We start from the raw sequence: 14,288 nt of genomic DNA on the forward strand, positions 1-14,288 counted from the left end.
GGCGGATGCAAGCCAGCCCGTCGCATTCGACAGCTGAAATCTGCAACTTCCATGTGTCGGAGCCGCCGGTGCTCCGGCCCATTCTCGGCGCGGCGCTCGCACGCCTCGTCCGTTCCGCGCCGCAAGCGCTGTTCGAGCTGACGCAGGCGTATGGGTCTCCGCTCAACGTCGTCGTGCCCGATGTCCTCGTGCGCAACGTCGAGGCGCTTCGCGCCGTGCTGCACCGCCATGGCGTCGCATTCCAGATTTTCTACGGAGCGAAGGTCAACAAATCGCCGGCGCTCGTGAGCGCCGCGGTGCAGGCGGGCATCGGCATAGACGTGTCGAGCGTCTACGAAATGCGCGATGCGCTGCGTGCGGGCGTCGCGCCGGCACGGCTTTGCGCCACCGGCCCGGCGAAGACGCGCGTGTTTCACATGGCTGCGATCGCGAACGACGCCTTGATCTCGGTGGACTCGCCCGAGGAGTTGAAAGACATCGAAGCTGTCATCGGCGAGATCGAGCCCGATCGCCCCGCGCGCGTGCTGCTTCGCTACCGGCCGGAAGCGTCGGGTTCGAGCCGCTTCGGCATGAGCGCCGAAGCGCTGCTGGCGTGCATGAGGCGCGTCGCCCGCCGCGATGGCATGTTCTCGTTCGAAGGCTTCCATTTTCATCTGGGCGGGTATCGATACGAAACGCGCGCGGCCGCGGTGCGCGAACTCGTTTCCTTCGTCGAGGCGGCCCGTGCCATGGGGCTCGCCCCGAAAACGATCGATATCGGCGGTGGGCTGCCCGCGCAATATGTCGAGCCGGCCCGGTACGACGCGTTCGTTGGTGCGCAAGGCGCCGGAGACTACCGTAACGGACAGGTACCGGCATCGTTCTACCCCTATGGCGGCGCCATCGGCGCGTGCGATTGGCTCGACGGGTTCCTCGCGGCACCGTGCGCGAGGGGGCTGTCGATCGCCGGGTACCTGAAGGAGCAAGAACTCGCGCTTGCGATCGAGCCGGGGCGCAGTCTCGCGGATCAGACAGCTGTCTCGATCTTTCGAGTGACACGCGTCAAATCGCTCGCCCCCGGCGAGGCCGTGATCTTCGCCGAAGGCAGCAGCTTCAGCGCGTGCGAGACGTGGTTCTCGTCCGAGTTTCTGGTGGACCCGATCCTGATATCGACGCGCACGGATGGAATACACGGCGAGCCGCATGACCGAGCGCGGGACGATGTGCCGGTGCACGCCTGGATTGCCGGGCACAGCTGCCTCGACGAAGACGTCCTGACGAATCGCCTGATTCGCTTCGAGAGGAGACCCGAAGCGGGGGATCTGCTCGTCTATGCCAATACGGCCGGATATCAGATGGACCTGCTCGAAAACGAATTTCATCGCCATCCCATGCCGCGCCGAATTGCGGTGAGCTTCGACGCGGCGGGCCGCATGGGTATCTCACCTGACGTTTCGCACGGAGAATCGGAATGATTTTGAACAAGGTCACCGACCTCATCGGAAACACGCCCATTCTGAGCATAGCCGTTCCAGCCAAACATGCGCGGCTGCTGCTGAAGATCGAAAAGAACAATCCTGGCGGGAGCATGAAGGACCGCATGGCCCGCAACATGATCGTTGCAGCGCTCAAGTCCGGACGGCTCAGCCCGGGCGGCGTCGTGGTGGAGTCCTCGTCGGGCAACACGGGCATCGGCCTCGCGATTGCCGCCGTGGAGTTCGGGCTGCGCTTCATTGCCGTGGTCGATCACCACGCCGCGCCCGACAAGATCGCCGTCATGCGCGCGCTCGGCGCGGAGATCCGCTATGTCGAGGGCCAATATCGGGAAGACGAAGTGGCCGTGGTCGAGCGTCAGCGCATGGCCGCCGAGCTGGCCGGTCAGATCCCGGGCGCCGTGTTCATGAATCAGTCCGACAACGCCGCCAACGCCGGCGCGTATGCCGACTTCGTGAGGGAGGTGGTGGCCGAGGTGGGCGGTGTGGACGCCTACGTGGGCTGCGTCGGTACCGGCGGCTCGATGACGGGCATCGCGCACGGGCTCAAGGTTCACAATCCGCAAACGAAGACGATCGCCGTCGAGCCCGATGGTTCGATCGTGTTCGGCCAGCCCGGGCATCCGTACTATCAGTCGGGCACCGGCACGCCGGCGGGCGATACCGTGGGGCTCGTGCTCGATTACAGCTGCATCGATATGGGCGTGCAGGTCAGCGATGCGCAGGCGTTCGAGACGGCCCGCTATCTCGCGCGGCGCACGGGGCTGCTCGTCGGCGGCTCCACGGGCGGCGTGGTCTACAAGGCGCTCGAGTTCATCCATGGCGGGCTGATCGGCGGCAACGTGCTCGCGGCAGTGGCCGATGGCGGCGAGAAGTATCTGCACACGGTGTTCAGCGAGAACTGGCTCGAGGAGCGCAATCTGCTCGATCCGACGGTCTGGGAGCAGTTGGATACGTGGCTCGGCCAGGAGCAGCTTGCCGAAGCGCCGCGCGACGTCCCGCGCCTGCATGCGGTGCAAGCGGCATGACGGCGACGAACCCGAACCCGATGCCGGTGCTCAATGTCGTCGTGTGCGGCGGTGGCCGCACCGGACATCTCGCGGCGGTGCTGTTCAAGCAGCATCCCGGCGTACGTGTCGCACTGCTCACGAACAACCGCGACACCGTCGAGAAATATCGCGGCACCGAAGGCGGCATCGCCGTTTCAATGCCCGACGGCACGACATGCTCCGCGCGCCCGGACGTCGTGACGGGCGAGCCCGCCATCGCCCTGGCCGGCGCGGACGTGATCGTCGTCACGGTGCCCGCACACGTGCGGCCCCCGTTGCTGCGGGCCATCGCTGCGCATGTTCCATCCGACAAGCCGGTGTACGTCGGTGCAATTCCGGGCTTTTGCGGCTTCGACTGGCTCGCCGAGCAGGCCTTTTCCGCGTGTCCGAACGTGGTCATCTGGGGCATGAAGGACGTCTCCCATATCGCCTCCGATCTCGATCCGGGCAGGTCGGTCCGGATGGGCGGCGCCAAAAGCATGCTCTACGTCGCGACGCATGCGCGCGAGAGCGCCGCCTCGCGCGCAGCGTTGCTCGCCCATCTGCGAAGGCTCTATACCGCGCCCGTCGAATTGCTCGACGACTATCTGGAGATCACGCTCACGCCGGGCAACCCGATCATGCACAGCTCGGTCATCTACGGCTTGATCGGCCCATACGGCCAGTGGCACGACAAAACGTTTTCCGAGCCGATCTGCTGGTGGACGGACTGCCCCGAACTCGGCGCGTATTTCCTCGAGCGCAGCGACGAAGAGAACCAGCTGTTGTGCAAGACGATCGAGCGCCGCATGGGCCTGGACCTCTCTTCGGTCAAGCCGTTGAAGCAGGAGATCGTCGAGGCGTACGACGACCAGATCCGCGACGCGGGCACGATGCTGTCGGTCCTGCGCACGAATCGCGCGTACGACGCGATTCGTGCGCCGCTCGTCGCGGCGGCGGGCCGCCCTGGCTACGTCATCGACAAGACCCATCGCGCTTTTCACGAAGACGTGGCCTATGGGCTCGCCTTGCTCGTGGAGATGGGCCGGCGCCTCGGCGTGCCCTTGCCCCATATCGAAGAAGTCTTTCGCTGGACTGTGTCCTACATGGACGGACTGCGCAACTCGGCGCTCGACTACTTCCCCGAAACCTGGCCAGCCTGATTCAGGAGTCTCATGAAGACCTCTCTCTCCTTGTTGCAGCCCGATAATGCGTTTTATGCGCAGCGTCAGCAAACGGCGCTGGAATCGGCCCGGCACAATGCACTGCGCCGGGTCGTTCGCTGCCTGCTCGCCGAGCGGATCATCGACCGCGACCGGCTCGTGTTCGCCCCGGAAGGCCGCAGCGCCTGGCTGCCGCTTTGGAACACGCACGCGCTGCTGTTCTTCGGCGATCTGGAGGCCGCTCCGGCCGATACGTTCATCCTGCACGGCGCGCTGACGTTGATCGAATCCGATGGCACCCGCGTCAAGATTCGCTCGCCGGCGCAACTGATCGACCTGCTGCTTCCATACTTCGATTTCGTGCCCGGCGAGGAAGGCGTGGCCGGGCTCAAGCGCGATATCGCCAACAGCGTCGAAAACGATGCTCTCGCGCGCATCTATCGCGACGCATGGGACGCGGACTTGCGTACGAGGATCGACACGGCCGAAGCCGACGGCTTTGTCGGCTACCTTCACCAGCACATGACGGTGCGCGATGCGGCGGTGCTGCTCGATCAATGGGGCGCGTTGGAGGGGCATCCGTTCTATCCCACCTGGAAGAGCAAACCGGACCTGAATGCGCGCGAAGTGGCCGCGCTTTCGCCCGAGTTCAACGCCATCGTTCCCGTGCGCATCGCCGCGTTGCGCGCCGATATGGCCTATGTCGAGCGAATGCCGCACGTCGAGCGCTATCACGATTGGTTCGCCGCGAACTTCCCGCAACTTTGGGCGCGCTGGACGGCCGGCCTGCGCGAACGCGGGCTGGACGAGCGCGCATGGCTGCCGTTGCCCATCCATGGCTGGCATCTCGAACATTTCGTGCGCGAGGAGTATGCGGCGCTGATGGAAGAGGGCGCGCTGATCGTGGACGGCCCCGACATGGAAACCTGGCCGACCATGTCGTTTCGCACGATGATGCCGCGGCTGCCCGGGCCCGTGCCGTTCATCAAGCTGCCTGTCGCACTTTGGCTCACGAGCGAGCAGCGCAGCCTTCAGGCGAAATCGATCCATATGGGCCCGCGCATCAGCGCGGTGATCCAGCGCATCCTCGCGGACGAAAACGGCTTCGAGCACACGCTCGAGGTGTTTCCGGAAGAAGTCGCGCTGCACTTCAAGCACGCCGTGCATCAGGAGGACCGGCCGGGGCGCCACCTTTCGGTGGCCTTCCGCGCGAGCAAGGCGGCGTTCGAGCGGGCGGATGGCCTGTTGCCGATCACCGTCGCAGCCTTGTTGACCGCATCGCCCACAGATGGCCGCGCGCTCGCGACCGAACTCGTCGAAAAGCGCGACGGTGCACACGCGACGCCGGAAGCCGTCGAAACGTGGTTCAGGCGCTATGCGCACGTCGTCACGCACCCTGTGGTGGGTATCTATCTGCTCTATGGCATCGCACTCGAGGCGCATCAGCAGAACACCTCGGTACTGTTCGCCGCCGATGGCATGCCGGCCGGCCTCCTCGTCCGCGATTTCGGCGACGGCCGCACCTACGCACCGCTGTTGCGCGCGCGCGGCCATTCGCTCAAGCCCTATGTTCATCCGGGCATTCTGCCGACGGTTTTCGAGGAAGACATCGAGCCCGTGCGCGCCTTCGTGCTCGACGCCTGCTTCGTCTGCCATCTGCACGAAGTCGCGTTGCTGCTCACCCGGGAGTATGGTCTCGCGCCCACGCGGCTCTGGCAGATCCTTCGCGAGGAAACGGCGCGCGCGTTCGATGCGTTTGCCTCCCGCGTCACGAGCGAGCTATGGCGGACGGAGCGCGCCGCATTTCTCGAGCATCCGTGGCCGACCCGTTCGATTTTGCGCATGCATCTGCTCAAGTACTCGGACTACCGGCTGCAGCATCGATTGCCGAACCCGCTGCGACAGGCGTGCCGCGAGGACTGATCGATGACGAACGCCACGGTCGCGCCTGAGCGGGCGGCACGCCTGATTCACATCCTCTTCGCGATTCAACTCGTTTCCATGGGGGCGATGGAAATGAGCGGCCCGTTCTGGCCGCTGCATCTGAAGGCGCTCAGCACGTCCGATCTCGAATTCGGATTCGCGGGCGTGGCCGTATATGTCGGGCCGATGCTCGGCATCATGCTCACGAGTGCGTTCTGGGGGAGGGTGGGCGACCGTACCGGACATAAGCTCATGATGGTCCGCGCGCTCGTCGGATTGTCGGCAACACAGCTCGCGCTGGCGTGGGCAAGCAGCGTGTGGGCGATCCTGATCCTGCGATTCGTGCAGGGCGCATGCGCGGGCTACATCGCCCCGGCACAGACATACGGCGTCGGCATCGTCTCGTCGCAGCGTCGCGCGCGGCTCTTTGCCTATCTCCAGGTGTCCACGAACCTCGGCTCGCTGGCGGGCGCCGTTGCGGGCGGCTTGATCCTCGATAACGCGACGTTCTTCTGGATCAACATCGTGGCCGGCGTATTGTGCCTGTGCTGCGCCGGTGCCGTCATAGTCGTTCTCCCCGACGCAAGGGCTTCGAAGCCGGCGCCGGCTGCAGTGCGCAACCACGATCCGGCCACCGCCGCGCAACCCCAGGCGTTCGGATGGCGGGCTTCGCCGGTACCAGGGCTCCTCGTGATCGCGGGCATCCTGCTGGTGAGCAGAACGATCACTCAGGCGCCGTTTTCGCTCTATGTGAGTTCGATCTTCCACGTGGGCAATTGGGTAGTCGGGCTGTGTTACGGCATGTTGTCGCTCGGATTCGTGGTGTCCGCGTCGCTCTGGGCGCGCTACTTCGAGAACCGCATACGTGGCGAGTCGTTGCGGCGAATGACTTTGATCGCCCTGGCCTGCGCCGTGCTGACGCTGGCTGCCGCGCTGACACGGCACGTGGGCATGTTCGTCGCGCTCCATTTTGCGTGGGGCGTACTGCTGGGCGCAACCACGCCGGTGCTGATGTCCCTGGTCTCCAAGGCGGCCGGCGGGGTTCATCAGGGGTACGTACTGGGCATCGCACAAAGCACCACCCAGTTCGCTCAGGTCGCCGGCATCGCACTCGGCGGTTGGCTGAGCGATAGCGTAGGCCTGCAATACACCTACTTCTTCGTCGCGGCGTCCTATGCGCTCGCGCTCGCGGCCATCCTCGTGCTGGCCCGCGAACGCGGCGCGCTGGCACAGCCGCACGTTTCGGCGGGCTCGTGACACCGATTCGCTGAGGAGGCTCGATGCCGACTGATTTCTCATACTGCATAGCCGTCAAACCGATTTCGTTTCTGCAGGCGTCCGAGGTGGTCGACGAGAACCACGTAAGCGAACTGGCCGCCGTCATTCGCGAGGCGGGCAGATGGACGACACCGATCCCCATCGATACGGAAACCGGAATCGTGATGGACGGCAACCATCGCCTGCGAGCGGCGGCGATGCTCGGGCTGAGCTACCTGCCGTGCGTGTTGCTCGATTATCTCGACCCACGGGTATCGGTCACGCACTGGCGCACGGGCGAGCCGTTTTGCGTCAAGAGCATCGGCACGCGGTTGCTGCGCGACAAAATGCTCTTTCCCTACAAGACGACGCGACACCGGTTCGCATCCGTGCTGCCGCATACGGACATCCCGTTGGCGCTATTGAGCGCCCGGGGTTGAACACAGCCGAATATCATTTCCCCGCGCCAGGACTGGCCGGCCCGCCTTGCAGTCTTGCGAACAGCGACGTGCTGACGTAGCCGTCGGGCACGAGATGCTGACTCTTCTGGTAGGCACGGACGGCCTTTTGCGTACGATCGCCGATCACGCCGTCCACGGCACCCGGGTCGTATCCCTGGTCAGTCAGTTTCTGCTGAAGCAGCGCGATATCGGTGACGTTGTTCAAGGGGGGATCGTCGGTCGGCCACGGCTGGACAAGCTTGCCTTTTCCAACGTAGCTGTCGGCAAGCAGCGCCACAGCCAATGCATACGCTGTGGACGCGTTATATTTCAGAATCGCCCGATAATTGTTCAGAACCAGAAATTTCGGGCCGCGATAGCCGGCCGGCAGAATAATCGATGCCTGCAGATTCCGCATTTCCGACGAAATGGGCCCGCTTGCACCGATGACCCCCATCGCTTGCCATTCCGCCACGGATTTCCGGGTCGATAGCGCAGCCATTTCGTAATCGAACGCTTTGGGGACCTGCACTTCCATTCCCCATATCTCGCCACGCTGCCATCCCATATGCTCGAGGTAGTTCGCGGTGGACGCCAGTGCATCCGCGGACGAATGCCAGATATCGCGCTTGCGATCTCCGTCGCCGTCCACGGCGTATTGGAGATACGTCGTCGGAATGAACTGCGTCTGCCCCATCGCACCCGCCCAGGAACCGACGAGTTGGTCGCGCTGGACGTCGCCTTCCTGAAGCATCTGCAGCGATGCGAGCAGTTGCGCTTCCGCATACGGTTTGCGCGGCCCGTCATTGGCGAGCGTTGCGAGAGACCGAACGACGTAGCGCTGGCCCATATCGCTCCCATACTGGCTCTCGATTCCCAGAATGGCTGCGAGTACGTACTTGTTCACGCCATAGTCCCGCTCCAGCGTCTGGAATACCGAATACTTGCTCGCGACGAACGCATTGCCCTGCTGGACATTCTCCGGTGTCACGCGCTTATTCAGATAATCCCAGATGTAGGTCGTAAATTCCGGCTGCCGCCTGTCGAGATCCACGACGTCCGGGTCTGGCGTCACACGATCGAATGCATAGTCGAACGTGCTGGAAGGGATACCCTTGGCCAGTGCTTTTGCTCGAAAGCTCGCGCGCCATGCGTCGAAAACGGCCGCTTCCGCCGAAGGGCCGCTCTCGGTCGCCGAAGCGCCTTTCTCATTGGACGCCGGCGCATCCACGGCCTGTCCATGCGTGGTCAGACGAAACATACAAAGCGTCAGCAAGGAAAAAATCGTCGCCCCTCTTTTCAAGGTTTGCTTTTTCATCGTGAAGAATCAGATACAGAACGGAGGAGACTCCAATTTATCAATAAATGGCGACGTTCGAAATATTAAAAAAACCCGTCAAGCATAATCTTTCGACAGCGAAAAAATGGATATCGAAACGAATCTCGCCACTGCTGCCAACCTGGCGCTCGACGGCTCCGGGCGTTCCGCCCCAGCAATAGCTTTGCGTAAGCACCCGATGTTTTCGACAATGAAATCGGCGGTTCTGTCCACGTGAACAGGCGTTTATGGACGTTGTACCGATCGACGTATCGTTGGATGCGGCGATCGATTGACGCCCGCTCCCAAACGATCCGCGACCAATGCCTGTTGGGTGATCGACCCGAACCAGCGCTCGACGTAGCCAAGCCCCATCCGCAACATCGGTTGCGTACGCGCCCACGCCCGCCATCTTCCGGGACGGAACACTAGTTTCCCGTACCCGCGCTCGCTCCAGGCTCGCTTCGCGGCGCGGACCCCGGCGGTGAAGCTGGAACGGCCGGCGGCTCGGTGTCGGCCGGCTCGGGCGGTGACGTCCCCGCCGGCCGGGAGGCCGGTGCGCCAAGAATTGGCGGAAGTGCGGGGGACGACACGGCGGGCGCGGCCGACGATGCCCCAGCCGGCGCTGACGCATCGGGGAGCGCGAACGCGCCGATCGCATCGACCTCCGATGCGGCGGGTACGTTGGCCGCCGCGGCGCTGCTCGCTTCGCTGGCCTCGGGAGCGGGTGGCGGGCGGCGGCGAACCGCCTGCCCGTTCGAGGGCTGCGACGGCTGCGACAGTTGGGGCGCCTTCGCGCCGAACAATGTCTCGCGCCACGCCTGGAGACGCTCGCTGAGGCGGGTGCGGAACTGTTCGAACGCCGAAGGTTCCACGGCGGTATCGAACCGTGCGCGGGCATCGACGATTCGCGCGCGCAACGCCCGCTGGAAAAAGTCGCCAACGATCGGCAAAGCGGTATGAGCGCCTTGCCCCCAGTAATCGCTGCGCAGCGTGACGCGCCCGTCGTCGAAGCCCACCCACGCGCCGGCCACCAATTGCGAATGCATGAGAATGAACCAGCCGTCGGCGCTGTCTTGCGTCGTCCCTGTCTTGCCGGCCACGTCGGCACGAATGCCGAACCGGCTGCGAATCGACGAGCCCGTGCCATACGTCACCACGTCGCGCATCGCATCGACGAGCGTACGATCGACGTCGGCGTCGAGCGCGCGTTCGGCCTGCGACGGGGCGAATTCGGCAAGCACGTTGCCTTCCGCATCGTCGATCCGGGTGACCATCCGCGGCGCGCGATAAATGCCGTCGTCGGCAATCGTGCTGTAGGCGGAGACCATCTCCATCAACGTCACCGGGCTCGTTCCCAGCGCCAGCGACGGCACTTCCTCGAGCGGGCTCTCGCGCACACCCATCGCGCGTGCGAGCCGTGCCACCTTGTTGGGCCCGACGCGCTCGATCACCTGCGCGGTAATCCGGTTACGCGAGAGCGCAAGCGCGCGCCGCAGCGTGAATGCCTCGCCCGTCGGCGGCGCTTCGTCCGCCGGACGCCAGATTTCGCCGCCCTTGAGCGCGATCTCGACGGGCTGGTCCGTGAGTTTGTCGTCGGCCTTGGCGCCGGCAGCGAAGGCGGCACCATACACGAATGGTTTGAACGTCGAGCCTGGTTGCCGCCGGGCCTGTTGGACGTGGTCGAACGGTTCGCGCACGAAGTCGCGGCTGCCCACCCACGCGCGGATCTGGCCCGTACGCGGATCGATCGCGAGAAAGCCCGCCTGAACGTCCGTTTTGCTCGCACAGAGATTGCGCATGAACTCCCGGTCACGCGTCAGTTGCTTCATGGCGTCCTGCTCGCTTCGACCTGCTGCCAGCGCCGCGCGATACTCGGCGCTTTCGCGCACGAACGCCACGAAAAGCGGGTTGGCCGCCGAACAGCCGTCGCGCCCGGACCATGCGCGATTGGCTACGCCCTGCAACTGATTCGCCTGCCATGCGACAGCCTGCGTTGCCATTGCCTGCAGCCGCGCGTCGATGGTCGTATGCACGACGAGGCCGTCGGAATAAATGTTGTAATCGTTGCGGTCGGCCCAGGCAATCAGCCATTTACGCAGATAACGCGCAAAGTGAGGTGCGGGACCAGGCGGTTCCGTCTGCCGCTCGAAGTCCACGCCCAGCGGCCGTGTTTTCAGTTGCGCGAACTGAGCCGGCGTGAGCTTGCCGTATTTGACCATCTGGGAAAGTACGGTATTGCGCCGCTGCAAGGCCCGCTCGGGGTTGATGACGGGGTTGTAATAAGCGTTGCCCTTGAGCATGCCGATCAGCGTGGCTGCTTCGCGCACGTCCAGATCGGAGGCGGACTTGTCGAAGTAGGTGCGCGCGGCCATCTCGATGCCGTACGCGTTGTAGAGAAACGGCACGGTGTTGAGATAGGTTTCGAGGATTTCGTCCTTGCGGTAGACCGCCTCGATCTTGAGCGCGGTGATCGCCTCCTTCAGCTTGCGCGTGAGCGTAGGCGCCCGCCCGATTTGCTCGGGATAGAGATTGCGCGCCAGTTGCTGGGTGATCGTGGAGCCGCCTTGACGGTCCCCCGAGAACGTGTGCAGGGCGGCACCGGCCGTGCGGCGCCAGTCGATTCCATGATGCTCGTAAAAGCGATGGTCTTCTGTCGCGATCAACGCGTCGATCACGCGTGGCGAGATGTCGGCGAGCTTCACCCATTCCCGGTTCGAGGGCTTGAACTCGGCCAGGAGCTTTCCATCCGACGAGAGAATCCGCGCGGGACGATCCACGCGTGCCTTGCGGATGTCGCCGATGCCGGGCGTAAACGGGATCAGCAACAGCACATAAAGGACGAACAGCGCGGGCGGCACGGCGAGAGCGAGCAGGAGGCCGCGGCGGGTAGGGCGACGCAGGCGCTCGAGCGCGGCAACAGCCAGCTTGCGCGCGGAGGAAAGCAATCGCTGGGCAAACTCGATCATCTATCGGCACGGCGGGGGCGAAAGGAGGCATCGTACCAAAAGTTGGCTGGCTGCCGGCGCGCCGCCCGGCCGGACGTGCCATCCGCAAGGCCCGCCACATCGAGGATCCGAGACGGACGATCGCTTAAAAGGCTGACAGCGCCAAAAAGCAGAAGCGATTCTGATTGTCAAGGCGAATAGCGACCAGGCGTCGGGCATATTTCAGGAATATGACTTTGTGATTCTTTGAGGTTCTTTGAGAATTGGTATAAGGATTTCCTTATTTGCGCGTAATCCATTCTCTGTGCCCGGAATGCGCAAATGAAATAAATCAAGCAGAAAGCGGATGTTGTCGGCCATCGCCGAAAAATTCCACGCACCGAGGAAGTCGCACATGATTTGCGAAACGCCACGAACTGAATGATAATCTGCCCGCCTATAGCGGTAGGCCACCGCAATAGACCAAAACTCCCGTGATACGGGGCTGTCACATGCGGATTACTCGCGCGCGCAAAAGCATCACGTCAACTGGATCGGCAACCCGACCGTTGGCGCTCGCGCTCGGTTTTAGCCATTTCCCGGAGCCAACATGCCAAATAGTGGACCACTGAATGGTCTCTCATTTCGTTCGACCAACGTCTTCGTTTTGCCGTTACTGATTTCGGCGTCGCTTTGCGCGCCGTCGGCACATGCCGCCGAATGGGTTTCCACGCGCACGGGCGCGTTTATCGTCCCCAATACCGCGGGAAGCGCCGCCAGCGGCATCGCACGTTCGCTGATGGCGTCCGCAGTGGCGACATCGGGCTACAAGCTCAAACGCGCAGGCGAGCCGGCGCTCGTCAATACGCGCGTCATGCCACTCGAAATCAGCCAGCCCGTGCACGTCGCCGTCGTATTGAAAACGCATAATGCGGCGGATCTCGACAAGCTCGTCGCCGACGTGAGCCAGCCCGGCAGCGCCAATTACCGCAAATTCATCACGCCCGAGGAGTTCAAGCGCCGCTTTGCACCGACCGACGCCGAAGCCGCGGCCGTCGTCGCGCATCTGAAGTCGAGCGGCTTTTCCAACGTTCGAGTGGCGCCCGGCAACCGCGCGGTAACGGCGGTGGGCAACGCCGATACCGTTCGAACCGCTTTTCATGCCGGTCTCAAGCGTTTTCGCTATGACGGCCGCAATGTCTACGCGAACGATGCGGCAGCGTCCGTTCCCGCTTCGCTTGGATCGATCGTGGATTCGGTCCTCGGGCTGCAAAACGCCGTCGTGCCGAAACCTCTTTCGCATCGTCTGACCGACAGTGCCGTGGCCGGCGCCGCCGACTCCACCCGCAGCGATTCGCCAAGCACGGTGGTCGTGCACGACGTGACCGACTACGCGAAGATCTACGGCGCAAGCCGGCTGCCGGCCGCGACCGGCACCACCGTAGGCATCGTCACGTGGGGCGACGTGAGCCAAACGATAGCGGACCTCAAGACGTTCACGACGCAGGCGGGCCTGCCGCCCGTGGATACGCTCGTCGTACCGGGCGACACAGGCACGTTGGCCGACGACGGCAATCCCACGGAGTGGAACCTGGACAGCCAGACGATCGTGGCGACGGCCGGCGGCGTCAAGCAACTGATCTTCTACTCCGCGATCAATGGCGACAGCAACGACAGCGAGCTCACCGAAGGTTCGCTCATCATGGCGATGAACAAGGCCATCACGGACAACGTCGCGAAGATCGTCAACGTCTCGCTCAGCATCGACGAAACCGCCGAAAACGCCGCCGGCGTTCAGGCCGTAACCGATCAGTTGTTCCAGCAGGCGGCCGTGCAAGGGCAGATTTTCTCGGTAGCGTCCGGCGATTCGGGCGTCTATCAAGCGTCGGATTCTCCGGGAGGCACGCCGGGCATGGTCGGCACGTTCGACGGCACGACCGTGACGACGACGATCGATTTGACCCGGCGCAGTGTGGCGTGGCCCGCGAATTCTCCCTACGTGGTGGCCGTCGGCGGCACGTCGCTCGCGACGATCGATGCCACGAAGTGGGCGGGCGAAACCGTATGGAACGACGGCTTGTTTTACGCCGATCGTGATGCCCAGGGGCAGCCGGCTGACAATGCGGTTCGTCTGTTGGCCGCTGGAAGCGGCGTGAGTCAGTTCGAGCCGGCGCCCGTGTGGCAAACACTCGCGCTCGGCCGCTCCGTCACGAAGCGCGTACTGCCCGACGTTGCGTTTGCCGCTTCGGTCAAGTCCGGTGCCCGAATCATCGTGAACGGTCAGCCGCAAGTGCACGGAGGAACGAGCCTGGCGTCGCCGATTTTCGTCGGGGGGTTTGCTCGGGTCGAAACGGCACATGGAAATGCGATCGGCTTGCCCACACCGTGGCTCTACAGCAACCTGTCGCACCATCATTCCGCGTTTCACGACGTCACGTCCGGCAACACCGGCTATAAGGGCAGCGGATATTCGGCGGCAGCAGGGTGGGATAACGCCACGGGCTTCGGCAGCCTCGATTTCGGCAAGCTGAGCAAGGTGCTCGCGCCCGACTCGGGCTCGCTGTAGCGGTAGCAGCCCCCGAGCCCCATCGCGCGATGCGGTGCGGGGGCGCTCAGTCTCGTGCGCTCCACCATGAAGAATTCCGATGAGGAAAAGAAGAAGTAGCCGCGCCGGTCAGTCCGCCACTGCATGAGGCGGACCGCCTCTGCGTCTTCCGACTGCAGGGTTGGCTCAACGGCTCACCCGCCTCGCGTTGCAAA

Annotated in this window: 9 protein-coding genes; 7 read left to right on the forward strand and 2 right to left on the reverse strand. The window is 63.9% G+C overall.

Annotation, left to right across the window (positions count from 1 at the left end):
* The first annotated feature begins 5 nt into the window (after positions 1-5).
* The 6 genes from U0034_RS20815 to U0034_RS20840 are packed head-to-tail and all read left to right on the forward strand — an operon-like array spanning position 6 to position 7,283.
* The gene (locus U0034_RS20815) at positions 6-1,454 is read left to right on the forward strand and encodes a Y4yA family PLP-dependent enzyme (protein WP_085225188.1); all 1,449 of its coding nucleotides are present in this window, start codon (positions 6-8) and stop codon (positions 1,452-1,454) included.
* Complete coding sequence (locus U0034_RS20820; protein ID WP_085225186.1) at positions 1,451-2,500, forward strand: PLP-dependent cysteine synthase family protein; 1,050 nt, start codon at positions 1,451-1,453, stop codon at positions 2,498-2,500. Before U0034_RS20815 ends, U0034_RS20820 begins: the two co-directional genes overlap by 4 nt.
* Positions 2,497-3,663, forward strand: a complete 1,167-nt coding sequence (locus U0034_RS20825) for an NAD/NADP octopine/nopaline dehydrogenase family protein (protein ID WP_233211903.1) — start codon at positions 2,497-2,499, stop codon at positions 3,661-3,663. Before U0034_RS20820 ends, U0034_RS20825 begins: the two co-directional genes overlap by 4 nt.
* 12 nt (positions 3,664-3,675) lie before the next feature.
* Positions 3,676-5,586, forward strand: coding sequence for an IucA/IucC family protein (locus U0034_RS20830; protein WP_085225184.1), 1,911 nt, complete (start codon positions 3,676-3,678; stop codon positions 5,584-5,586).
* 3 nt (positions 5,587-5,589) lie between these two features.
* Positions 5,590-6,843: an MFS transporter gene (locus tag U0034_RS20835; protein WP_085225182.1), complete on the forward strand. Its 1,254-nt coding sequence runs from the start codon at positions 5,590-5,592 to the stop codon at positions 6,841-6,843.
* Positions 6,844-6,866: 23 nt separating this feature from the next.
* The gene (locus U0034_RS20840) at positions 6,867-7,283 is read left to right on the forward strand and encodes a ParB N-terminal domain-containing protein (RefSeq protein ID WP_085225180.1); all 417 of its coding nucleotides are present in this window, start codon (positions 6,867-6,869) and stop codon (positions 7,281-7,283) included.
* Between the two features lie 13 nt (positions 7,284-7,296).
* Here U0034_RS20840 and U0034_RS20845 read toward each other — a convergent pair whose 3' ends face one another.
* Positions 7,297-8,544 carry a lytic murein transglycosylase gene (locus tag U0034_RS20845; protein WP_170151698.1) on the reverse strand — a complete coding sequence of 416 codons (1,248 nt, stop codon included), beginning with the start codon at positions 8,542-8,544 and terminating at the stop codon, positions 7,297-7,299.
* Between the two features lie 485 nt (positions 8,545-9,029).
* On the reverse strand, positions 9,030-11,570 hold the full coding sequence (locus tag U0034_RS20850; RefSeq protein ID WP_085225176.1) for a penicillin-binding protein 1A: 2,541 nt from the start codon (positions 11,568-11,570) through the stop codon (positions 9,030-9,032).
* 568 nt (positions 11,571-12,138) lie between these two features.
* On the opposite strand from U0034_RS20850, the gene U0034_RS20855 reads away from it, so the two are divergent.
* Positions 12,139-14,094, forward strand: a complete 1,956-nt coding sequence (locus U0034_RS20855) for a S53 family peptidase (RefSeq protein WP_085225174.1) — start codon at positions 12,139-12,141, stop codon at positions 14,092-14,094.
* Positions 14,095-14,288: the final 194 nt, after the last annotated feature.

Source organism: Trinickia caryophylli (assembly GCF_034424545.1).
GTDB lineage: Bacteria > Pseudomonadota > Gammaproteobacteria > Burkholderiales > Burkholderiaceae > Trinickia > Trinickia caryophylli.

Excerpts from the sequence above, each read along its gene's own strand:
- U0034_RS20825 (WP_233211903.1), top strand. The coding sequence starts at position 2,497 with ATGACGGCGACGAACCCGAACCCGATGCCGGTGCTCAATGTCGTCGTG.
- U0034_RS20835 (WP_085225182.1), top strand. The coding sequence starts at position 5,590 with ATGACGAACGCCACGGTCGCGCCTGAGCGGGCGGCACGCCTGATTCAC.
- U0034_RS20855 (WP_085225174.1), top strand. The coding sequence starts at position 12,139 with ATGCCAAATAGTGGACCACTGAATGGTCTCTCATTTCGTTCGACCAAC.
- U0034_RS20815 (WP_085225188.1), top strand. The coding sequence starts at position 6 with ATGCAAGCCAGCCCGTCGCATTCGACAGCTGAAATCTGCAACTTCCAT.
- U0034_RS20840 (WP_085225180.1), top strand. The coding sequence starts at position 6,867 with ATGCCGACTGATTTCTCATACTGCATAGCCGTCAAACCGATTTCGTTT.
- U0034_RS20845 (WP_170151698.1), bottom strand. The coding sequence starts at position 8,544 with ATGTTTCGTCTGACCACGCATGGACAGGCCGTGGATGCGCCGGCGTCC.
- U0034_RS20850 (WP_085225176.1), bottom strand. The coding sequence starts at position 11,570 with ATGATCGAGTTTGCCCAGCGATTGCTTTCCTCCGCGCGCAAGCTGGCT.
- U0034_RS20830 (WP_085225184.1), top strand. The coding sequence starts at position 3,676 with ATGAAGACCTCTCTCTCCTTGTTGCAGCCCGATAATGCGTTTTATGCG.
- U0034_RS20820 (WP_085225186.1), top strand. The coding sequence starts at position 1,451 with ATGATTTTGAACAAGGTCACCGACCTCATCGGAAACACGCCCATTCTG.